We start from the raw sequence: 23,369 nt of genomic DNA, 5'->3' as shown, positions 1-23,369 counted from the left end.
ACAGTAGATAATTTTTGTATAATATAAGCATAGATGAAAGTCACATTAGTGAAAGACATCTATGCTTATTTTTTTGTGTAAATACAAAATTATCTACTGTCTTTAAAATTCATTTTAAATTATTTAATATGGAGTGTGGTTTTGTATTATTTTTTATTGTACCTTAAATTTTTCAATTAACTCACTTAACTCTTCTGCAATAATAGCTAAACTTTCACCTGAATTTGCAATCTCTTGAATTGTTGCTGCTTGTTCTTCCATTGATGCAGCTACTTCCTCTGTTCCTGCTGCATTTTCTTCTGAAATAGCAGATAAATTTTGTGTAATTCCTATAATCTTATTTTTGTTATTAATCATTAATTCAGCTGAGTGATTTAATTTTTTAATAATATCTTTTACTGAATCTATTGCCATTGCTATAAGATCAAACTTATTTTCTGTATCTTTTACACTTCTTGTTTGAGAATCTACGATACCTTTTACATCTTCCATAGTTTGAACTGCATCTTGAGATTTTAACTTTAACTCATCAATTACTACTTTAATATCATTTGTAAAACTATTTGATTGTTCTGCAAGTTTCCTGATTTCATCTGCGACAACAGCAAATCCTCGACCTGCTTCTCCTGCTCTTGCTGCTTCTATTGCTGCATTAAGTGCTAAAAGATTAGTTTGATCAGCTATATTTTGAATCATAATACTAGCTTCTTCAATTTTTTCTGCACTTTCATTATTTCCTACTATAATTTCATATACTGATTTTGTCGCTTCATTGCTTTGATTTGTCTTATTTACTAGCTCTTTTAATATATGAAATCCTTCTTCTTTCTGAATATCTATATTAGTTGTAGCCTTATTTAATTCTTTAATATAATTTGAATCTTCTTCAATTATTCTTCCCATTTCCTCTATACTTTCAGCAGTCTCTTCAGTATCTTTTGCCTGCGCGCCTGCTCCACTTGCTATTTGTTCAATTGTCTTTGCAACTTCTTCTGAAGTAGTAGCAGTTTGATGTGATGTAGCTGTTAACTCTTCAGATGAAGCTGCTACTTGCTGTGCCACATCAGAAGTTTTTATAATAAAATTACGCACATTATCATCCATTATCTTAATAGAATTTGCCATACTGCCTATTTCATCTTTTCTTGTTATATAATTTATTAATTCTGATTTCTTATCAACAGTAAAATCCAAATTTGCTTGTTTATTTATAAGTTTTGTAATTACTGTTATAGGCTTTACAATTGACATTCCTACAAGATAACTTATTGCTGAAGCTATTACTAAAACAAGAATAACTAGTAAAGCTACAGATTTAATTGTAGACATCATACCTTCATTAATTATTGACTCAACAGATTCAATAGATTTACCAACAAAGTAAATTCCAATAATTTTTTTATCCTTATCATACATAGGTGTATACTTTGTTATGTATTGTTTTCCAAGAATATTTGCTTCACCAAAATATACATTTCCATTTGCTACTTCTTCATATGCCTTTCCTTTATTATCTAATTTGGTACCAATAACTCTTTCACCTTTCTCCTCATTAATTGTAGTAAGTATTCTTGTATAATCATTACCATTTTTAACAAAAACAGTTGCAACAACATCCATACCTTTAGATAACTTATCTATGTACTCAGATCTCTCCTCAATAGAATTTCCAAAACTATCCACCATCTTACCATCACCATCAATACTCAATGTTCCAAACTGTTCATTAAGATATATTTCAAGCATATTGTCTGCTGAAGTCAATTTATCTTCAAATTGTGCTTGAACAGTTTTTTTAGTTACATTAAATCCATTTATTAATCCAATAGTAACTGTAGATAATGATGAAACTATAACTAAAATTAAAATAATGCTTATAATTTTCCCTTTTAAACTTTTCATCTTTAATTAGCCCCCTTTTATAAACTTTTATTTAAATAAAAGTTATTGAATTAAATATGATAAATATTAATTCTTTAACACCTTTATTCAACTCAATTTTTGTTTTTAAGTATATCTATATTAATTATTTATATTGTCGAATAATATATAATAATGTTTAATTTATTATATATTAAAAACTAAAAGAGGACTAAGAGATTTTTCCCTTAATCCACCTAATAAGCAATATATTATTTAAAATATCCAAATATATTAATATATATTTTTGCTAAAATATCTTTCCCCTCTATCTGGTAATAACGTTACGATATTACCACTATCTATTTTACTTGCTAGTTTAAGAGCTGCTGCTACTGCTGCTCCAGAAGATGTCCCAACAATTAATCCTTCTTTTAAAGCAAGTTGTTTTACAATATGAAATGCTTCTTCATCATTAACCTTTATAACATCATCAACATAAGTCATATCCATGGTTTTAGGAATAAAGTTATTTCCTATCCCTTCTATGTCATAACAAGCTTCTTCTCCGCCTCCCATAGTTGACCCCTCTGGATCTACTAAAACTCCTTTTACATTAGAATTCTTTTCTTTTAAATACTTTAATATACCAGTATACGTTCCCCCACTACCTGCACCACAAAGGAAATAGTCTATTTTTCCATCTAAATCTTTATATATTTCAGGACCTGTAGTTTCATAATGGGCTAATGGATTAGATTTATTCTCAAATTGTTTTAAAGTTATAGAATTCTTTATTGTTTTTAAAAGTTCATTAGCCTTTTCAACAGCTCCTAACATTCCGTCTTCTCTAGGAGTATTTACTATTTCTGCCCCAAGGGCTTTCATTAACGTCTGCTTTTCTACAGAAAATTTTTCTGGTACAACAAATATTACTCTATACCCTTTATTTATGGCTGCTAATGCTATACCAAGGCCTGTGTTACCTGCTGTAGCTTCTATTATTGTATAGCCTGCTCTAAGTAACCCCTTATTCTCAGCATCTTCTATCATGTATATACCTATTCTATCTTTAACACTTCCACCAGGATTTAAAAATTCTAATTTAGCAAATACATTTACGCCAGCTTTTATTCCCATATTATTTAGTTTCATAATAGGTGTATTTCCTATATGACTTCTAATGTCATCTATATATCTCACTACTAATCCCCTCTTTTAATATTAATTTAATATATTCTTTTGCTGCAAACAATGAATGATCTCTATAATTCCCACATTGAAATTTATTTGTTGCTGGTATTTCTTCTGTTTCTAATATTTTATTTAATGAATAATTTAATGCTTCTATTACTTTCTCCACTTCAGGAGTTCCCCATGCAACCATATAAAATCCAGTTCTACATCCCATAGGAGATATATCTATTATTCCATCTAATTTTTCTCTCATATATCCAGCTAATAAATGTTCTAATGTATGCATTGCACCTGTTGGCATCTCTTTTTCATTTGGTTGTAAAAATCTTAAATCAAATTTAGAAACTATATCTCCATTATTACCCTTTTCAAAGCCACATTTTCTTACATATGGTGCTTTTACCTTTGTGTGATCTAATTCAAAACTTTCTACTTTAACCATTAATTTTCCCCCATTCTAATGCTTTTTCTAAATCCTCAATAATATCTTGTGCACTTTCTATCCCAACTGAAAGTCTTATCAAATTATCAACAATACCTACCTTTTGTCTTATTTCATATGGTATTGCTCCATGAGTCATACTTGCTGGGTGGCATGCTAAAGATTCCACTCCTCCTAAACTTTCTCCAAAAGTTATAAATGCTAATTTTTCAAAGAATTTTTTATAATCATATCCATCATTTAATACAAAAGATATCATTCCACCATATCCTTTTGCTTGTTTTGATTGAATATTATATCCCGGATGTTCTTCAAATCCTGGATAATAAACTTTATTAATTTCTGGTCTATTTTTCAAAAATTCTGCTATAGATTTAGCATTTGAATTGTGTCTATCCATTCTAACTGCAAGAGTTTTTATACCTCTTATAAGTAAGAATGAATCAAATGGTGATAGTATACCCCCTGTAGAATTTTGTATAAAATGAATTTTTTCTTTTAATTCCTCATTATTTACTACTATTAATCCAGCAATTAAATCACTATGTCCTCCTAGATACTTAGTACCACTATGAATAACTATATCTGCTCCTAATGTTAGTGGCTTTTGCAAGTATGGTGTCATAAAAGTATTATCCACTATTGTAAATAGATTATTATCTTTAGCTATTTTAGCTACTTCTTCAATATCTGTTATATCCATTAATGGATTTGTTGGTGTTTCTATATATATTGCTTTTACAGTCTCATCAATAGCTTCTTTAATTTGCTTTAAATCTGTTGTATTTACTATCTTATATCCTATATTAAAATTCTTAAAAATTTTATCTAATACTCTAAAACTTCCACCATATAAATTATCTGAAATTATTATATTATCTCCTGACTTAAAAAGAGAAAATATTGCTGTTATGGCTGCCATACCTGAAGAAAATGCAAATCCACCAACACCTTCTTCTAGATCAGCTATAAGTTTCTCAAGAGCTTCTCTTGTAGGATTACCAGTTCTTGAATATTCATATCCTTTATTAATTCCTAAGCCTTCTTGTTTATACGTAGATGTTTGATATATAGGAACATTTACTGCTCCTGTAAACTTATCTCCGTCAATTCCTCCGTGTATTAAAACTGATTCAAAATTCATAATATTTTTCTCCCCTCTTATAATTTTTTAGCACTTGCTATAAATATTTTTGTTTCTGTATATTCGCCTTTACTTGAATACCCTTTGCAATATAAATCCGTATTTTCTATTTCTACATTTTTAAAATTATATTTATTTAACCAATTAGTTATTTGATCATTTGAAAATCCTAACCATTCATCGTACATTTCCTCTTTTGCCCATTCTCCATCATGTTCTGTAACATCAGAAATTACTATACTTCCACCTTTTTTTAATACTCTATAAATTTCTGATATAGCTTTTTCTATATTAGCTACATGATGTAATGCCATATTTATAAATACAACATCTACTGACTCATCAAACAATACAATATTTTCCATATCAGACTTAATTGGATATATATTTGTTATATCTCTTTTAGAAACTTCTTTTTTTAATTCCTTCAACATGTTATTAGATTGATCTAGAGAAAATATTAAATTTGCTTTTTCTGATAAAGCTAAAGATATAAAACCAGTACCACATCCTAAGTCTGCTGCAATCTTATTTTCTATTGATGCTTTAGATAAAACTTTATATTTTAATTTTTCCTCAAAATATTCACTTCTTATTACATTCCAGCTATCTGCTATAGAATCAAAGTAATTTAATGACTTCATAATTAATCTTCCCCCTATTTTATAACTCTTCATTCTTAAATATTTTTAAATTCTTATACTATATTGTTTGTGTAAATTCTCTGAGATTTAGATAAATATTACTACTACTTTAAAAAATTTCATTTTAATTCTAGAATTACTTAATAAACTTATATATTAAATACGTATTATACAGTTTTATATTTTTATATAAACAAAAAAAACCCTACCTCATTTAGAGGCAGAATTTTTATTCCGCGGTTCCACTCTAATTATTATATACAAAAAATATAATATCTTATTTTGGTACAAACATACCTCAACGCTATAACGTGCGTACACGCTGACTCCTACTAAAAACGTATTTTTTCGGGACAGTGCTCAAAGATGCATTCTCATAAGTTATAACTAAAGTCTTTTTCAGCCTAGAAGACCATTCTCTGAAAGTTTCCCTCATGATACTATTTCTTTTCTTAACATATAACAATATAATATTTTATTATAAAACATATTATTCTTATAGGATTACTCTGCTTTATAATAAATAATATATCCCTATTATTTTAATTTGTCAATATATTTTTTAATATAAATTAAAAATATAGGTATAGGTGATATTTAGATATAATTATTAATAACCAAATCTTTAGTTATTTCTTTTCCAAAAACGTAGTTAATAATTTTCTTAAATATCTCATATATTGTTGTTCTTAGCTTCATAATATCCTTAATTACAAAATAATCAAAGGTACCATAGTTCCTCTTATATAGGAAATATGGTACCTTTTCGTTATCTCTATTTATAAAGTTTTCTACATATCTTTATTCAAATATGCTTTCAATTTCTTTCTTTGTTAAATCCCTATAATCACCCATTTTTAAATATTCATCTAACTTTAATTCACCAATAGATATTCTTTTCAAATATATTACATAACAACCTACTGCCTTTAACATTCGTTTAACCTGATGTTTTTGCCCCTCTGAAATAGTAAGATACCCTGAAACAACAGGCTGATGATCTTTATTCTCTAAATTATTAATAGGAATTTCTTCTTTAAATTCTATATATGATCCTGATTTATGTACATCTATTTTTGCAGGCTTTGTTAATACTTCATTATTTCCAATAAAAAGACCTTCTTCTAATTGCTTTTTATCTTCATCATCTAAAGAACCTAATGCCCAAAAGAAATAAGTTTTTTCAACATGTTTTTCTGGATACATTACTTTATGCTCAAATTCACCATCATTAGTAAGCAACAATAATCCTTCAGTATCTTTATCCAATCTCCCAACATGGAATACTCCACTCATATTTTGATTGTTAAAATAATCAAATACTGTTCTATGAATATTATCTTTTGTTGCAGTAATGCATCCTGATGGTTTATTAAACATATAATATACCTTACCAGTATGAATAACTTTTTTTCCAAGGTATTCTACATCATCAAATTTTTCACTAATATCTATTGAAGGTTCAGTTATAATTTCACCATTAACCTTTACCATTCCATCTTTAATATAAGTTCTAACAGTTTTTCTTCTACCAACAGCTGATTCTGCCAAAAATTTATCTAATCTCATACGTTTATAATTTCGCTTCCTTTGTAAATTTTCGTATCTCTTAAAATAATTATTATATAATTTAGCTAAATAATTTTTATTTAAATATATTAATATAATACCATTGATATTTTACTAAAAAAAGTTTCACTTAAATTTTTATGTATTTAATCCTAAACTCTCTTAAAATTAACCTTAAGTTTCTTTATATATTTTTATTACTAAATTAAAAATCCAAGTATATCATAATAAAAGAGAGCGATTAAAGTAAATATATACTTTCTCGCTCTCTTATAAAATATATCCTAAAAATATATTAAATATTATTCTTATCTTATAATTAATAAATGCTAATATTACAATTTTCTATTGCTCTAACTTAACTCTTATATACCTTTCTCATTTAAAAAATCCTTTATTAAATTAATACATACCCTTTTTCTATAATCGGCTGAAACTCTACCCTTTGTAGGTATAATTTTTTGTTTATATGCATCAATGAAATCTTCTTTTATTTTACTTGCCTCCACTAATGTTTTACCTATCATCATTTTTTCTAATTCTTTAAATCTTAATACTGTACCTGACACTGCTCCAAAAGCAATTGCAATATCTTTTATTATTTCATCATCAATTTTTATTATCCCAGCAAATGAAACACGAGATATCGCTAATGCATTTCTAGCTCCTATTTTCTTATAGTAATAATTCTCTAAACCAGTTTTAGGCAATAAAATTTCTACTATCAATTCATCTTTTCCTAAATCTAGCTCTTTTCTTCCTTTATAGAAATCATCAATATTAACTATTCTAGTATTTGAAGCAGATGATAATACTATTTTTGCATCTGTAACATATTCAATCAATACAGAATCTGCCTTTGCTGAACCATTTCCTATATTACCTGCCATGGTTCCAGAATTTCTTATAGCAGGTGCAGCAATTCTTGAAACAGCTTGTTTCATAATTTCAGGAACAATATCAGATTCTAATACCTCAGTAAAAGTACATGATCCTCCTATTCTGATATACTCTTCATCTTCAACAATACATTTCATTTCAGGAACTTTATTTAAAAACAAATAGTTAACATCTTTTTGTCCTTCAATCATTAAATCTGTTCCCCCACCATATGGAACAACATCATAATTTGAACGAATATCTAAAGCTTCCTTTAAAGATTTAGGCATAAAACCATTTACCATAATCCCTTTCCCTCCTCTGCTGAAATTTTAATTGCCTTTACAATAGCATTATATCCTGTGCAACGACATAAATTTCCAGAAATTCCTTCTCTAATTTGTTCTAATGTAGGATTTGGATTCTTAGATAATATAGCTTCTGTAGCTAGTACCATTCCTGGAATACAATATCCACATTGCACTGCTGACACATCAGCATAAGCTTTATCTATTACTTTAAAACGTTCTGTTTCTCTAAACCCCTCTATAGTAACAATTTCACTTCCTTCACATCTTCCCATTGCTACCATACAAGAATTAATTAATTCACCATCCATAAGAATAGAACATGCTCCACATTCACCTTCTTTACAACCACATTTTACACCTTTTAAATGATAATAATCACGAAGCACATCTAATAATCTATCAGTAGCTTTTCCATCATATATTACCTCTTTACCATTTAGCTTAAATGTTATATTATTACTCATCTTACTCTCCCTCCTCCATTAAAACTTTTATTGTATCTTCTGCTGTAAATGGTGCATGATTAACCTTTGCTCCATGTCCAAGTGCCTGTTCAATAGCTTCAGCATAAGCCCCTGGTGCTCCAACTAAAGGTAACTCTCCTGCACCCTTAGCTCCATAAGGTCCATAAGGATATTTTTCATCTACATACATATCTACTTTAAGATTAGGTACATCAACTGCTGTTGGTATAATATAATCTGAGAAAGAGTTGTTTCTGATACGCCCCTTAGCATCTGCCACCATATATTCTGTTGAAGCATATCCTATACCTTGTAAGAATCCACCCTCCATTTGACCAACAGCAATGTTGTAATCCATAGGCGTTCCTATATCAAAGCATCCATATGCTCCTAGTATCTTTGCAAGACCTGTGTAAGTATCAACTTCAACTTCTATTGCATTAACTGCCCAAGAATAAGTTGGATAAGCATCACCTTGGAATTTATCAATATAAAATGGAATCATAAAATCTGGTTCTTTATAATGCTCTTCTATAATTTGATCTTCTCCTTCTATCCATTGATCACGAAGTTTTATAGCTGCACGACGTAAAAGTTCCCCAACAGTCATTAAACTACGTGAAGCAACTGTAGGACCTGAATCTGGTACTACATCCGTATCTGGATATTCATAAAATACATTTTCTAAAGGTAAATTTAGCTCCTTTGCCACTATCTTAGGAAAAGTTGTACGAAGTCCTTGTCCTATATCTGTATTTGAAGCAAGTACTTGAACTCTTCCATCAGGGTATTTGTGTAATTTAGCTACTGCCTTAATAATGTCCCTTTCACCTGAACCTGTAAAACCAGCTCCATGAAAATACATAGATATTCCTATTCCTTTTCTATATCTTCCATTTTGATCATTAGAATATTCTTTATGTTTTCTTCTAAAGTCGCAAGCTTTATCGATGCGTTCAATCATATTTGGAATTGGTACTGGAAAATGATACTTACCAGAAGTTGAAGTACTATCTCCTTGTTTTACTAAATGCATTTCCTTAAATTCTAAAGAATCTTTTCCTAAATCCTTTGCAATATGATTCATCATGACTTCAGCAGAGAAAAATGTTTGTGGTGCTCCAAATCCCCTATATGCTCCACTAGGAGTTGTATTAGTTTTTACAGCTCTTCCACGTACTTTAAGATTTGTAATATCATAAATGCCATTTGCGCATATAATTCCCCTTTGAAGAACAACCGCTGATAAAGTTGTATAAGCTCCTCCGTTGAATTTTACATCTATATCCATAGCTGTAACCCTTCCATTTTTCACAGCTACTTTATAAGTATTTAATGAAGGATGTCGCTTTGATGTAAACTCCAAGTCTTCTCTTCTATCAAAGATACAGCGAACTTTTTTTCCAGCTTTTTTTGCAGCTACAGCAACTTGACATGCTAATATAGATGGGAATGCTTCTTTTCCTCCAAATCCACCACCTGTAGCATCTTGCGCTATTCTAACTTTATCTGGACCAAGATTCATAGCTCTCATAACTGCACCTTTAACATAATATGGACATTGCATAGATCCATGTACGTAAACCTTTTCATCTTCTAGAATTTCAGCCATGAGTCCTTGAGTTTCTAAATAAGTTTGATCTTGATAACCTGTTTCGAACTCTTCTTCATATATTTTATCTGCCTCTGAAAATGCCTTTTCAACATCTCCTTTTCCAAATCTATAATCAAAAAAAACTGTATCAAAGTCTCTTATATTAATAACAGGTTCTAATTCTTCATATATAACTTCAATTTCAGATAATATTTTATTTATAATTTCTTCATTAGGACCACAAACCATCCCTATAGGCTCTCCGATATATTCTACTGTGTCTGTTGCATAAACAGGTGTATCGTCTTTAACTATGTTAACCTTGTTATCCCCAGGTACATCTGTTTTATCCACATAGTAATATCCATCTAATAATTTAGGAACCTTAACATCAATAATTTTTGCTTTTGCCTTTGTTGACCTTAGCATTTTACCTATTAAAATATCATCTTCTTCATAATCTCCTACGTAGATAGCTTTTCCTGAAATTTTTGAACTATGGTCTCTTTTAACCACTGATTTACTAATCTTCTTCATATCTACCTCTCCTTTACCCTTTAATGCCCCAACATATTTGTTAATATATGTTAATTATATTGCAATAAAAAAATATCATCAAATTCTTCTTAAAAAGAACTTGGTGATATTTCATAAATAACATAATATAATTTTTAATATAATTATCTAGTCTATTTAAAATTTTATCAATATACAAAAAGGATAGTAAATTAGTTTTACTATCCTTTTTTTTGTATTTATGTATATATTTATTTTTATATCATTTTAATGTTTTATTATTATATTATTTTCACCCAAAATAAGGATTTAGGCACTTAGTTTTGGCTACCAGTATTATTGGTCAATGACATAAATCTAGAAAATGAATAAAATTCAAACGAAATTATTTTGAAGTTCTTTTTAAAATCGTACCCTCAGTGTGTCCTAAAAATAGTGGGATTTTTTCAATATAAACATCACTAGTATCAAGCCCAAACCATTTTTCTGGTGAAACGGTAAATCTTTTTATAAATAATTTAGACCTAAGTATAAATGAATCCCAAAAACCTAATCCTGATTCATATGAAAGTTCTTCTTGAGTTAAAATAAAACGGAAATCTCCAACTTTTCGATTAGGAATTATAGTATACGTTCTAGATTGAAGTTTTATTTCTCCACTCTCAACTAATTCAGTTGAAATTTGACGCAAAAAAACATTTAATTTTTGCTCTACTCTGAAACCAAGTTTTAGTCGAACTCTTACAATATTAGATGTTCCAAAAGTATCTACACTATACTCTGATTGATATGGTTCATCAGTAACAGAAATATGAACAAACCAGTAAACATCTGCTTTCTTAGGTCTTTTATCAAAGATTGAGTACATTATTGATCTTTCAATTTGTTTAGGATCATGAGTAGAAGTTAAACATACAAGGTTAGTTGTATATTTAGGACGGTCAGGATCTTGACATAATCTATTTAATTGATTTATATAATCTTCAGTTTGAACATTATCTGCTAATTCCATTTTAATATTGTAGCCTTTTATCCAAATATACATAACATATAATATTGCACAGGCAATTAAAACAGCTATAAATCCTCCATGCATAAATTTAGCAACATTTGCAATAAAGAAAGAAAATTCAAAGCTAGCAAAGAAAATAAGCATAACTAGAGCAATAATAAATGGAATCTTTTGCTTTAATAAATAGTTAAATAACAGAATAGTTGTCATTAACATAGTAACTGTAATTGATAATCCATAGGCTGCTTCCATATGTTCGGAATTTTTAAAGTAAAGCACAATTCCAATACAAACAATCCATAAAAGTCTATTAACCGCTGGTATATAGAGTTGGCCCTTAGAACTAGATGGATACATAGTATGTAATTTAGGAAATAAGTTCAATTTAATAGCTTCAGATACAAGTGTAAAAGACCCTGAAATTAATGCCTGAGAAGCAATAATTGCAGCTAAAGTTGAAATTATTATACCAAATACCAGAAGACTATTTGGAATCATTTGAAAAAACGGGTTTAAGTCTTCCGAATTAATAAAGTTAGGATTGTTCTTCACTGCCAATATCCAAGCCCCTTGACCAAAATAATTTAATAATAAACATATTTTTACAAAAGGCCAAGTTCCATAAATGTTATTTTTACCAACGTGTCCAAGATCTGAATAAAGAGCCTCAGCACCTGTTGATGATAAAAATATACTACCAAGTATAAAGAATCCCAATTTATTTTCACTACTAAAAAGAATGCTAATTCCGTAGTGCGGAGATAGTGCACGTAATAATGTCCAATCATGAGAAATATTAATAATTCCAAAGAATGCTAAACTACAAAACCAAATAAGCATAATTGGACCAAACATTTTCCCAATTAAATCAGTACCAAAATGTTGAATAAAAAAGAGAATACTTATAATTACTATTACAATTGTAATAATACTATTTTGATGACTACCAAAAACTGTATTAAATTCTGGAATTAACTTTAACCCTTCAACTGCTGAAGTTACAGTCACAGCGGGTGTCAACATTCCATCAGCTAAAAGTGCAGATCCACCAATCATAGCAGGAATAATAAGCCACTTTGCACGATTACGAACTAAGGTGAAAAGAGAAAAAATACCACCTTCACCCTTATTATCTGCTTTTAAAGTGATAAGGACATATTTTATTGTTGTTAAAATAGTAATTGTCCAAAAAACCAAAGATAAAGTTCCAAGAATAAAATTTTCAGATACATTTTCTAAGCCACCATTACCATTTAGGACTGATTTCATTACATAAAGTGGTGAAGTTCCGATATCTCCATACACCACACCTAATGTTACTAAAATCCCTCCTAAGGTCAATTTAGAAATATTGTTTTGTTTTATAATTGATCGCATGTTTAATCTTCCTTTTCTACATTTAAAATAGTAATATATAAATTCTAATTACGCTTATATATTTGAATTAATTTTTTTAAATTATTCTTTAAACTTTTTTTACATTGCAAGTGTATATTATTAATTCAACACATTTAGTATTTGTTTATTATTGAAATAATATTTATTATAAAACGGTAAAAAAATAAGTCAATCTATTTTTTGACATTAATAAAGTCATATTATATATTAGCTGGTGTTAATACAAATTTAATGATAATTCAAGTCGAACTAAGTAAAATAATATCAGTTAAAGAAGTATACATAATATGAATAATGATAAGAGATATACATGATAACCGGAAGATATGATTATAGATTTATTATATAATTCAGAAATGGTGTTAAAAAATCTATACAGCTAATATAATATTGTAAAATTAACTATAAATTTTTAGTTGATAGGAAAAAGTAAATAAAATATTTAAGCAAATTATTAGACAAATATATGATAAAAGCAAAGATAGATATGGCTCATTAAAAATTAATTACTTAATGAGAAAATTAAATTATATTTTAAATTAAAAGAGAGTTCTATAGTGATATTTACATGGAATGTGAAAGGAATGAAAAAATATAAGCATTGCTACGAACTTATAATTTATGGTAGCAAATTCTTAAATATCTTAATATGAACAGAGACAGTAGATAATTTTGTTTTTTACTCAAAATTATCTACTGTCAACTACTGTCCTATTTCTATCTATACAGGTTAAATTCCATACCTATCGGATAATTTACTAGTTTTGATTTTATGAAAAAATTATCAGATTTATAAAAAAATTTAAAAACTAATCTTCTTTATTCTTCTACAAATTTCTCTATTTTTTCATATATTCCATGTGCATCTAATCCATATTTTTTAATCAATAACTCTGCCGGACCCGATTCACCAAATACATCATTTATACCAATCCTAAGCATTTTTATCGGGCATTTTTCAACTAACACTTCTGCAACTGCCCCACCAAGTCCACCAATTACTGAATGTTCCTCTACAGTAACAATCTTTCCTGTTTCTTCTGCTGCTTTTACAATTAAATCTACATCAATTGGTTTAATTGTATGAATATTAATAACTCTTGCATCAATTCCATTTGCTTCTAATTTGTTAGCTGCTTCTAATGCCTCGACTACACAAAGTCCTGTAGCAATTATTGTAAGATCTTTTCCATCTCTTAAAATAATACCTTTCCCAATTTCAAATTGATAATCTACACGATCATTAATTATAGGTGTAGCAAGCCGTCCAAATCTTAAATAAACAGGTCCATCAAGTTCGTATGCTGCTTTTACTGCCGCTCTTGCTTCTATATCATCGGAAGGACTGATAACTGTCATATTAGGAATCACACGCATCAATGCTAGATCTTCATTACACTGGTGGGTTGCTCCATCTTCTCCAACAGAAATACCTGCATGTGTTGCTCCAATTTTAACATTTAGATGTGGATAACAAATAGAGTTACGCACCTGTTCATAAGAACGTCCAGCTGCAAACATTGCAAATGTACTAATAAAAGGAACATATCCACAAGTAGACATTCCAGCTGCAATTCCTGCCATATTTGCCTCTGCAATTCCACAGTCAATATGTCTTTGTGGAAAAGCCTTCTTAAAAACACAAGTCTTTGTCGCTGCTGCCAAATCTGCATCTAAAACAACTAAGTCATCATGTTCTTTTCCAAGTTCAACAAGAGAATTTGCATAACTTTCTCTTGTTGCTATTTTCCTTACTTCTGCCACAATGCTTCACCCACCTTTTTTAGTTCTTTCATTGCCATTTTATATTCTTCATCATTTGGTGCTTTTCCATGCCATCCTACATTATTTTCCATAAAAGATATTCCACAGCCTTTTACAGTATGAGCAATAATTGCAGTTGGTTTTCCTTTAGTTTCTTTTGCTTCATCAAATGCCTTTTTAATTTCATTAAAATCATTACCGTTAATATTAATTACATGAAAATTAAATGCTTCAAACTTTTGATCGATTGGGTATGGAGAACAAATCTCTTCTACTGTACCATCAATTTGAAGCCCATTATTATCTACAATAACACATAAATTATCCAGTTTTCGATATCCTGCAAACATTGCTGCTTCCCAAATCTGTCCTTCTTGAATTTCACCATCTCCACACAAACAATAAACACGGTAATCTTTCTTTTTCATCTTGCCCGCTAATGCCATTCCAACTGTAGCTGAAAGTCCTTGTCCTAATGAACCAGAAGACATATCCACTCCTGGTATGTGTTTCATATCTGGATGTCCTTGTAAATAAGAACCAATATGACGCAAAGTCAAAAGATCTTCTACTGGAAAATATCCTCTCAGTGCTAAAGTCGCATAGAGTGCTGGTGCTGTATGGCCTTTCGATAATACAAAACGATCTCTATTTTCATATTTTGGTTTTTGTGGATCAATATTCATTTCTTCAAAATATAAATAAGTAAAAATATCTGCTGCTGAAAGAGATCCACCTGGATGTCCAGCTTTTGCACTGTGTACTGAAGATACAATTCCTTTGCGGACTTCAACAGCAGTTTTCTGAAGTTCAAGCTTATTCATAAATTTTCTCCTTTCTTTTATTAGCTCTTATATCCTATTCTGCCAATGACTGAAACAGTTCTTTCATTGCAGGATAAATCTGACGGAATTTCTGATAACGTTCATCATATTTTTTTACTAATGTTGGTTCAGGTCTTACAGTATCAACTATCTTTACCAGTTTACCTGTTGCCTCTTCTACTGAAGAAAATTCACCACATCCCACTGCTGCAAGAATAGCGCCACCATAACCGGGACCTTCCTCGCTTTTGACCACATTAACTGTCAAATTAAGCACATTTGCAATTATCTTTTTCCATAGTGGACTTTTTGCTCCACCACCACAAATTTTTGTACTTTCAATTTTAATCCCAAGACTTCTTGCCACTTCTAACGAATCTCGTAACCCAAATGCAACACCTTCTAATACTGCTTGTGTCATTTCCTCTCTATTAGTATCCATTGTCATTCCAACAAAAGTTGCCCTTGCATTTGAATCATTATGCGGTGAACGCTCTCCCATCAGATACGGTAAATAAAATACCTTATTTTCACCAAGTTTTAAAATTCTTTTCTGTTCTTCTTCATATTCCTTAGTATTAAGAATTTCATCCATCCACCATTTATTACAAGAAGCAGCACTCAACATACATCCCATTAAATGATAATACCCATCAGCATTAACAAATGAATGTAGTGCATTATTATTATCCACACTAAAAGTTTTACTAGAAATAAAAATTGTTCCTGAAGTTCCTAATGAAACATTACACATGCCATCACCTACTGTTCCAGTTCCAACAGCAGCTGCTGCATTATCTCCAGCTCCTGCAATAATTTTTACATTTGATGAAAGCCCAAACTTTTCTGCAATATTATGCTTTAATTGTCCCACAACTTCATAGCTCTCATATAACTTAGGCAACTGATTTTCTGTCACACCACATATTTTCATCATTTCTTTTGACCAACATTTATTCTTCACATCAAGCAATAACATTCCAGAAGCATCTGAATAATCTGTACAATGAACACCACTTAGGCTATATGCTAGATAATCTTTTGGAAGCATAATTTTTGATATTCGTTCAAAATTTTCTGGCTCATGTTTCTTCATCCAAAGAATTTTTGGAGCAGTAAATCCTGCAAATGCAATATTTGCCGTATATTCAGAAAGTTTCTCCTTTCCTATAACTTTATTCAAATATTCTGTCTCGGTTTGACTTCTTCCGTCATTCCATAAAATTGCTGGACGAATCACCTTATCATGCACATCTAAAACAACTAAACCATGCATTTGCCCTCCAAAGCTGATACCAGCAATTTCTTCCTTTTTACAATTCAAAATTAACTCTTTAATTCCTGCCAAAGTCTGTACATACCAATCCTCTGGATTCTGCTCTGACCAACCTGTATGTGGGAAATACAACGGATATTTCTTAGAAACAACATTATGTATTTTCCCCGTTTCATCCATTAATAATAATTTCACAGCTGATGTACCAAGATCAACTCCAATATATAACATATAATACCTCCAAAAATAAGAAACCAGGGATTTAGAATATAATTTCACTAAATTATTCTTAACCGATTTCCGTCTTTCTCTGTAAAATTTCACTCCAAATCTTAATGTAACAATCATATTTACCAATTAATATAAACTTTATATTTCTTTAATTTATATTATAATTCTATTATTATCACAAATTAATTTACTTTTAGTTTACGGTAATCCTTTTCAAGAAGCACCTCTGAAATTCTCACAAAGTCATTCCAAAGGTGTTCTTAAAAAATAAAATATTATTCCTACTCTGCTTCAGAAATACGAATAACTGCCTTTACAATATCAGCTTTGTTATTTACACTATAATCCATTGCTTTTTTTGCTTCATCCAATGTGAATATATTTGTCACAATTCCTTTTAAATTTACCTTTCCAGCTGCAACTGCGTCAATTGCCATTGGATAAATATGACGATAACGGAATACAGTTTTAAATGTCAGTTCCTTATCTAATGCCAGACTCATTGGCAATGTCATTTCTCCTGTCTTACTATAACCTACAAGTACAATAGTCGCATCTTTCTTAGTCATGTGTATAGTCTGTATTGTTGTAGTTTGTGTTCCTGCTGTTTCAATTGCCAAATCACAACCTTTTCCATTAGTAAGTTTCATGATTTCTTCAACAGTATCCTTTTCACTTCCATTAATAATAGCATCTGCTCCTAATTCTAATGCTTTCTGAAGACGTTTTTCCATGATATCCACAACATATACCTTTGAAACTCCCATTGCCTTTAATGCCATCATTGTAACTAAACCTATACATCCAGCTCCCATAACTACCGCTATCTGTCCTGCTTTAGCATTTCCTTGCATAGCGGCATGGAATCCTACTGCCAAAGGTTCTATCAATGCACCTTCCATTGTACTTACATTATCAGGTAACTTAAAACAAAGACTAGCATCATGAGCAACATATTCTTGAAAAACACCATCTATTGGTGGAGTAGCAAAGAATTCCACGTCTGGACAAAGATTATATCGTCCTGTTTTACAGAATTCACAATGTCCACATGTTTTTCCTGGTTCCAACGCTACCCTATCTCCAACCTTTAAATCCTTTACATTCTTTCCAATCTCTATCACAGTTCCACCTGGCTCATGTCCAAGAACAAATGGTGGTTTAACCACATAATCACCAATAGCACCGGTTTCATAATAATGCAAGTCACTTCCACAAATACCTACATATTCAAGTTTTACTAGAACCTCATTATCTTTTGCTTTAGGAATTTCACGTTCCTCAAATTTCATCTGACCAATTCCAGTCATAACTGCAACTTTCATTTTTCCTTCCATAACATTTCCCCCTTTTTTTACTTTTAAAAATACTTTTTAAAATACTTTTATTATGTGTTTATATTTTATTATATGCACACATATTTGTCAATATATAGAATCACAGATTTTTTATATTATGTCACCTTACATACAGACAATTAATAAACTATTAAAATTTATTCTAAAAAATAAAAACTCAACTTTGCAATATAACTTATTCTTAGTGAAAAGAAATTCTATATAAAAAAAAGAGTTCTCTGTTACGAGACCTCTCTTTGAGCACATTTTAACATTATACTTGTTTAATAAATGCTTCTATTACTTTCAACGCAGCCCCAAAAGCTGCTGCACCAACCTTATAATTACACGTTTTCACAAACATACCATCTTCCGAAAATGTATTTCTTTGTAACACTTTCTGTCTTATGTCATTAATATGATTTTCTAAATAACTTCCTACGTATCCTCCAAGAATAATATCACAATCTAAAACCATATGAATATTATTAATAGCTACTGATAGATAGGTGGTATACTTATCCCATATATTAAGAATTTCTTTTTCTTCTCGTTCCAATGCTGTAAAGAAAAGTGACAATTTACCATCTGTAACATCAGATAGATTTTTTGCTGAGCAATATACATCTAAACAACCTAATTTTCCACAATAGCATGGTACTCCATCTGGAATAACTGTCATATGTCCAACCTCTCCACATCGGAAATTTTCCCCTTGGATTGGTTCATCACAATTAAAAATAGCTCCTCCTACTGTGTTGCTTAATGATAAATAAAAAAATCTTTTTTGAAATTCCTTATTAATCCCTTCCGCATATGCTCCTGCGTTAGCATCATTAAGAAAACAGCATGGATAAGAAAAGAATTGGCTTACTTCTGTGAATGATAATGCTTGTAACCCTAACATATGGGAATATGAAATAATCTCTTTCTCTAAGTTTACAATCCCAGGAAAAGAAATTCCAATTCCAAGAATTGTTTCCCTATCTCTAAGATTCTTTCCTAAAAACTCTTCTATCTTTTTGTCTATCTCACAATAATAGAATTCTTCATTGCTATATTGATAATCGAAACGATCATATTTCAAAATTTCCCCTTTAAGATTTGTCAACAACAACCCAAAATGATTTTTTGTAATATCTAGCCCAACTGCTAATCTAGAATCAGAAATAACAGAAAATGCTTTTGCTCTTCTTCCTCCAGTAGACTGAAACTCTCCTATTTCTTCAATCAAGCCACGCTCCATTAACTCTTTAGTATTCTGTGCTACTGTAGGCAAACTCATCTTAAGTTCATAAGCAATTTCAGAATTTGAAGTCTTATCACATTTACAAAGATATCTGAAGATACGATTTCTATTATTCTTTTTTACTTCCATATTATTAACTTGTTTTTTAATCATCACACACCTCTATACTTTATAAAAGTAGTTTCTTTAGTATAGCATTTATGTCTTTAAAGTGCAATTTATATTAACTAATGTTCTTTTTTCATACCATCATATCCTTAAAAAGGAAGACTTTAATGCCACCTCCAAATTTCTAATTTTGAAAAATGGAAATGGCGGTTTTAAATCAAGTCATATCATCCCGAAGCGCGTCAATAATATTTTCTTTTTTTATCTTGCTAATGGCATACAGCATTGTAATGAACACGATAAAGAACACACTGAACACGCTGATTGCCATACTGCCCCACGGGAACACAAAATCGATATTGTCCGTCCCGCCGACCATCCATTTGTAAATCAGCCAAGAAGAGATTGCCGCTATGGGAAGCCCGAAGAGCAACGCCCTCATGCCATAAAAGGCACACTCGAAATTCATCATCTTTTGGAAATCGCGGTCAGACATCCCCACAGAGCGAAGCATGGCAAGCTCCCGTCTACGTAGTTTGATATTCGTGGAAATTGTATTGAACACATTGGCAACTGCAATTAGCGAAATCATGATGATAAAAGTATAAGCGAACACGTTCGCAATGAATACGTAATTGCGGCTCTCATCAAGCATTTTATGAAAATTGTACAGGGTATACTTGGATTTAATTTCCGCACCCTTAATCATCGCTTCCATTTTAGCCGCCGACTGTGTGGGATTCTTTGACCGAAATGTCAAGCCCTTAATAGCCACATGGGTATCGGAGGTTTCAAACTTCTCTTTGAGCGAATAGGGGACCATCACCCTAAAAAAGAACGGATTCTTCGACCCGGAGTTTTCTGGGATCGGGGGTCCATCAGGCGGCACGGTATTAACAAACTTAATGCTTACGTTTCGCCCCTGTTCCATCTTCGGATTGCCATTTGTTTCGGGAGCGATGGTAAAATTCATGGAAGAACTCTTGAACAGATCACTAATATTCTCAACCTCTTCCTCCCGATTATCTTTCATGTGGTTTGTCATTTTGGCAACGGCGATCATTTTCGCATTTTGCCCGGTATATTCCTCTGCGGGCAAGCCCAAGCCTTTGATAATATTAAGATAGGCGCTGTCATCAAGAAACTGGATTTCCATTGGCAGATTAACCGTTTCATCCGGTGAATGTAAACCTGCGTCTTCCCAGTAATAGTCTGAAAGATCGCTTGCTTTGGCAGCGCATGAATACTTCATAAGCGCTTGATACGAGCCTTCGTAAACACCGTCGGCGGTTTTTAGTTTGTCGTAAAGCTGCAACATTTTGCTATCGTCCATGTCCTGCGTGGCCAAAACGATGTCAAAGTTAGTAACCACTACTGCCCGCTCCGACACCTGCTTAAAATGCGTTACAAAAGCACTGGTCGATATAAACAGCACAACGCTTAAAACAAGGGATAGCACAATGCTGCGATAGCGTTTCTTGTTTCTTTTAAAATTCTTTAGTGCAAGAGTTCCCTCCAAACCGTAAATGCGCTGTGCCAGTTTTGACATTTTTACGGCTTTGGATTCAACCTTGACCTCGTTAGTCTGGCGGATACACTCCATCACTGGCGTGTTTGCAGCCTTTCTTGCCGGGATATAGGCCGAAATCAAAATCGTAACCATGCTGACCGCTGCCGCAACGACAATTACGGGGATAGACACTGTCAAGGTTAAAGGTACGTTGCTATACATAACGTTCCCGAAATTCCTGGCGACAACGGAAATCACAAGTTCGATGCTGCCTATGCCAACGATAACGCCAATCGGTATGCCGACCGCACCTATACAAAGGCCCTCAAACAGCACTGAATTTCGCAGTTGCTTTGCTGTGGCTCCCACAGATGAAAGAATCCCGAACTGGTGTGTGCGTTCGTTCAGCGATATGTTGAACGAATTATAAATCAGAAAAATCGAGCCTATCATAATAACGGCAACCAAAATGCCACCAACCGAGTACAGAAACACGTTGAACACATTATCGTCCGAAAGACCCATGAAGCGCAACACATTATCGTTAAAGACATAGCTATGGCTTCCGGCTATGCTGCTTGCGTAAGCATGTACTTGTCGCGGATTTTTAAGCGTGACAAATAGGTTTAAGCTGTCCGCTTTGTCTTGTGCATCTGCTTTCGTTATCAATGTATATCCCGGCGCGGAATGTTCCTCAAAGCTGGGTCTTTGGCAGATACCAACAACCGTGTAAGTTCTCTCGTCTTGTGGCACAAGAGTTTCGCCCCCAGAAGTGTACGGGTCGTGTTGACCAAGACTCTTGTTGCCATTCATGCGGCTTCCGACAGCAAGTGAAAGCTTGTCACCCTCCGCGAATTTAACACCACCGTTTGCTTCAACGCTCATCGAAACAAGAATCTCCCCACTGTTTTTCGGCAATCTACCTGAAACCAGGGTTATGGGCAAGGTACCAAAAGCCTCCTTGCTAAATCCGGCTATAGAAAGATATGGCTTGTTGGGGTTTTTCCCTCCGTCAAGTTTTGCGTAGCCGATATTTTCAAATGTTACAGTGTTTGCAACTCGATTGTCGAGAGTTCGTTCCTGTGCGAAAGAGGAATCAACGTTCAAAAACTCGACGTGCCAACCGCCGTATTTCTTGGCCGCTCCGTTTGCCAAATAGTTCAGCAGGGAAACGCCAAAGGTAGCGACTGCAGTAATCATGGCGGCGGACAGAATAACTCCGATAACCGTTACAATTGTTCTGGTGCGGCTTTTTTTCATTCCTTGCAAGGCAACTTTATTTAAAATATTCATGTTCTCACCCTCTCATCCCGAACTACTTTTCCGTCTGCAATACAGATAATGCGGTCTGCTTGCAAGGCTATGTTTTCATCATGTGTAACTATTATAAGAGTCTGGTGATATTTGTTATGACTTTCTTTCAGTAGCTGAATAATCTCATGTCCATTACGGCTATCTAAACTACCAGTTGGTTCGTCTGCAAGCATGACCGCTGGTGCATTCATCAATGCGCGACCGATTGCAACACGTTGCTGCTGGCCACCCGAAAGCTGATTCGGCAAATGTATTTTTCGTTCTTTTAATCCAAGCAGCTCCAACAGGTCATTCAGTCTCTCCTTGTTGACCTTCCGCTTGTCCATCAGTATAGGTAATGTGATGTTTTCCACCACATTCAGAGTAGGAATAAGGTTGTGAAACTGATAAATCAGTCCTACCTGACGTCTACGAAAAATAGCAAGTTTTTCATTACTCTGGGCATATACATCCTGACCCTCTAAGTATATCTTTCCGCTTGTCGGTACATCCACACCAGCTATGGTGTGCAGCAAAGTTGATTTACCAGAACCAGAGGAACCGATAATTGCGGTAAATTCACCCTTTTCGATTGTAAGCGAAACATGATCAAGGGCAGTAACTTGGTTTTCGCAATTGCCGTAGACCTTACATAGATTTTCAACTTTTAAAAATTCCATTATGTGAGTCTCCTTTCTTATGGTTTATCTATATAATATAACCTTCAACTTACATCTGTGTGACTTT

General features: G+C 32.0%; 17 protein-coding genes and 1 other annotated feature. All 17 genes read right to left on the bottom strand.

The window, feature by feature from the left end:
• Window positions 1-153: 153 nt before the first annotated feature.
• The 17 genes from NG918_RS00855 to NG918_RS00775 all read right to left on the bottom strand — a co-directional run bounded on the left by NG918_RS00855 (window position 154) and on the right by NG918_RS00775 (window position 23,302).
• Entirely contained in the window at window positions 154-1,902 is a 1,749-nt protein-coding gene (locus NG918_RS00855) for a methyl-accepting chemotaxis protein (RefSeq protein WP_252224020.1), read from the bottom strand.
• Window positions 1,903-2,154: 252 nt separating this feature from the next.
• Window positions 2,155-3,063 carry a PLP-dependent cysteine synthase family protein gene (locus NG918_RS00850; RefSeq protein WP_252224018.1) on the bottom strand — a complete coding sequence of 303 codons (909 nt, stop codon included), beginning with the start codon at window positions 3,061-3,063 and terminating at the stop codon, window positions 2,155-2,157.
• Window positions 3,047-3,499: an S-ribosylhomocysteine lyase gene (locus NG918_RS00845; protein ID WP_252211658.1), complete on the bottom strand. Its 453-nt coding sequence runs from the start codon at window positions 3,497-3,499 to the stop codon at window positions 3,047-3,049. Before NG918_RS00845 ends, NG918_RS00850 begins: the two co-directional genes overlap by 17 nt.
• Window positions 3,492-4,643 (bottom strand): trans-sulfuration enzyme family protein, encoded by a 1,152-nt coding sequence (locus tag NG918_RS00840; RefSeq protein WP_252224012.1) that lies wholly within the window; start codon window positions 4,641-4,643, stop codon window positions 3,492-3,494. The genes NG918_RS00845 and NG918_RS00840 overlap by 8 nt, the downstream gene beginning before the upstream one ends.
• A 17-nt stretch (window positions 4,644-4,660) precedes the next feature.
• Window positions 4,661-5,287 carry a class I SAM-dependent methyltransferase gene (locus NG918_RS00835; protein ID WP_252211656.1) on the bottom strand — a complete coding sequence of 209 codons (627 nt, stop codon included), beginning with the start codon at window positions 5,285-5,287 and terminating at the stop codon, window positions 4,661-4,663.
• A gap of 213 nt (window positions 5,288-5,500) precedes the next feature.
• Window positions 5,501-5,750: a binding site (T-box leader), on the bottom strand.
• Window positions 5,751-6,088: 338 nt separating this feature from the next.
• Window positions 6,089-6,856: a pseudouridine synthase gene (locus NG918_RS00830; protein WP_252211655.1), complete on the bottom strand. Its 768-nt coding sequence runs from the start codon at window positions 6,854-6,856 to the stop codon at window positions 6,089-6,091.
• Window positions 6,857-7,221: 365 nt separating this feature from the next.
• Complete coding sequence (locus tag NG918_RS00825; protein ID WP_252211654.1) at window positions 7,222-8,040, bottom strand: FAD binding domain-containing protein; 819 nt, start codon at window positions 8,038-8,040, stop codon at window positions 7,222-7,224.
• Window positions 8,034-8,510, bottom strand: coding sequence for a (2Fe-2S)-binding protein (locus NG918_RS00820; RefSeq protein ID WP_252211653.1), 477 nt, complete (start codon window positions 8,508-8,510; stop codon window positions 8,034-8,036). Before NG918_RS00820 ends, NG918_RS00825 begins: the two co-directional genes overlap by 7 nt.
• 1 nt (window position 8,511) lies before the next feature.
• Complete coding sequence (locus NG918_RS00815) at window positions 8,512-10,641, bottom strand: xanthine dehydrogenase family protein molybdopterin-binding subunit (RefSeq protein ID WP_252211652.1); 2,130 nt, start codon at window positions 10,639-10,641, stop codon at window positions 8,512-8,514.
• Between the two features lie 364 nt (window positions 10,642-11,005).
• Window positions 11,006-13,009 carry a KUP/HAK/KT family potassium transporter gene (locus tag NG918_RS00810; protein ID WP_252224009.1) on the bottom strand — a complete coding sequence of 668 codons (2,004 nt, stop codon included), beginning with the start codon at window positions 13,007-13,009 and terminating at the stop codon, window positions 11,006-11,008.
• Between the two features lie 840 nt (window positions 13,010-13,849).
• On the bottom strand, window positions 13,850-14,794 hold the full coding sequence (locus tag NG918_RS00805) for a transketolase family protein (protein WP_252224005.1): 945 nt from the start codon (window positions 14,792-14,794) through the stop codon (window positions 13,850-13,852).
• The gene (locus tag NG918_RS00800) at window positions 14,782-15,618 is read right to left on the bottom strand and encodes a transketolase (protein WP_252224003.1); all 837 of its coding nucleotides are present in this window, start codon (window positions 15,616-15,618) and stop codon (window positions 14,782-14,784) included. The genes NG918_RS00805 and NG918_RS00800 overlap by 13 nt, the downstream gene beginning before the upstream one ends.
• A gap of 34 nt (window positions 15,619-15,652) precedes the next feature.
• Complete coding sequence (xylB, locus tag NG918_RS00795; RefSeq protein WP_252224001.1) at window positions 15,653-17,125, bottom strand: xylulokinase; 1,473 nt, start codon at window positions 17,123-17,125, stop codon at window positions 15,653-15,655.
• 281 nt (window positions 17,126-17,406) lie between these two features.
• The gene (locus NG918_RS00790; protein WP_252211650.1) at window positions 17,407-18,462 is read right to left on the bottom strand and encodes an NAD(P)-dependent alcohol dehydrogenase; all 1,056 of its coding nucleotides are present in this window, start codon (window positions 18,460-18,462) and stop codon (window positions 17,407-17,409) included.
• A 274-nt stretch (window positions 18,463-18,736) separates the two neighbouring features.
• A complete protein-coding gene (locus NG918_RS00785; protein ID WP_252211649.1) occupies window positions 18,737-19,864 on the bottom strand; it encodes an ROK family transcriptional regulator in 1,128 nt (375 codons plus the stop codon).
• Between the two features lie 172 nt (window positions 19,865-20,036).
• On the bottom strand, window positions 20,037-22,622 hold the full coding sequence (locus NG918_RS00780) for an ABC transporter permease (RefSeq protein ID WP_252211648.1): 2,586 nt from the start codon (window positions 22,620-22,622) through the stop codon (window positions 20,037-20,039).
• Complete coding sequence (locus NG918_RS00775; protein ID WP_252223999.1) at window positions 22,619-23,302, bottom strand: ABC transporter ATP-binding protein; 684 nt, start codon at window positions 23,300-23,302, stop codon at window positions 22,619-22,621. The genes NG918_RS00780 and NG918_RS00775 overlap by 4 nt, the downstream gene beginning before the upstream one ends.
• Window positions 23,303-23,369 lie beyond the last annotated feature (67 nt).

The organism is Clostridium sp. ZBS2 (assembly GCF_023845855.1).
Lineage (GTDB): Bacteria > Bacillota > Clostridia > Clostridiales > Clostridiaceae > Clostridium > Clostridium aquiflavi.
The sequence above is the reverse complement of the archived record's forward strand: the minus strand, read 5'-3'. Positions and strand labels throughout refer to the sequence as shown.

What these genes read in the sequence shown, in the direction of transcription:
- NG918_RS00855 (WP_252224020.1), bottom strand. Translation starts at nt 1,902, where the DNA reads ATGAAAAGTTTAAAAGGGAAAATTATAAGCATTATTTTAATTTTAGTT.
- NG918_RS00845 (WP_252211658.1), bottom strand. Translation starts at nt 3,499, where the DNA reads ATGGTTAAAGTAGAAAGTTTTGAATTAGATCACACAAAGGTAAAAGCA.
- NG918_RS00840 (WP_252224012.1), bottom strand. Translation starts at nt 4,643, where the DNA reads ATGAATTTTGAATCAGTTTTAATACACGGAGGAATTGACGGAGATAAG.
- NG918_RS00835 (WP_252211656.1), bottom strand. Translation starts at nt 5,287, where the DNA reads ATGAAGTCATTAAATTACTTTGATTCTATAGCAGATAGCTGGAATGTA.
- NG918_RS00830 (WP_252211655.1), bottom strand. Translation starts at nt 6,856, where the DNA reads ATGAGATTAGATAAATTTTTGGCAGAATCAGCTGTTGGTAGAAGAAAA.
- NG918_RS00825 (WP_252211654.1), bottom strand. Translation starts at nt 8,040, where the DNA reads ATGGTAAATGGTTTTATGCCTAAATCTTTAAAGGAAGCTTTAGATATT.
- NG918_RS00820 (WP_252211653.1), bottom strand. Translation starts at nt 8,510, where the DNA reads ATGAGTAATAATATAACATTTAAGCTAAATGGTAAAGAGGTAATATAT.
- NG918_RS00815 (WP_252211652.1), bottom strand. Translation starts at nt 10,641, where the DNA reads ATGAAGAAGATTAGTAAATCAGTGGTTAAAAGAGACCATAGTTCAAAA.
- NG918_RS00810 (WP_252224009.1), bottom strand. Translation starts at nt 13,009, where the DNA reads ATGCGATCAATTATAAAACAAAACAATATTTCTAAATTGACCTTAGGA.
- NG918_RS00800 (WP_252224003.1), bottom strand. Translation starts at nt 15,618, where the DNA reads ATGAATAAGCTTGAACTTCAGAAAACTGCTGTTGAAGTCCGCAAAGGA.
- xylB (WP_252224001.1), bottom strand. Translation starts at nt 17,125, where the DNA reads ATGTTATATATTGGAGTTGATCTTGGTACATCAGCTGTGAAATTATTA.
- NG918_RS00790 (WP_252211650.1), bottom strand. Translation starts at nt 18,462, where the DNA reads ATGGAAGGAAAAATGAAAGTTGCAGTTATGACTGGAATTGGTCAGATG.
- NG918_RS00785 (WP_252211649.1), bottom strand. Translation starts at nt 19,864, where the DNA reads ATGATTAAAAAACAAGTTAATAATATGGAAGTAAAAAAGAATAATAGA.
- NG918_RS00780 (WP_252211648.1), bottom strand. Translation starts at nt 22,622, where the DNA reads ATGAATATTTTAAATAAAGTTGCCTTGCAAGGAATGAAAAAAAGCCGC.
- NG918_RS00775 (WP_252223999.1), bottom strand. Translation starts at nt 23,302, where the DNA reads ATGGAATTTTTAAAAGTTGAAAATCTATGTAAGGTCTACGGCAATTGC.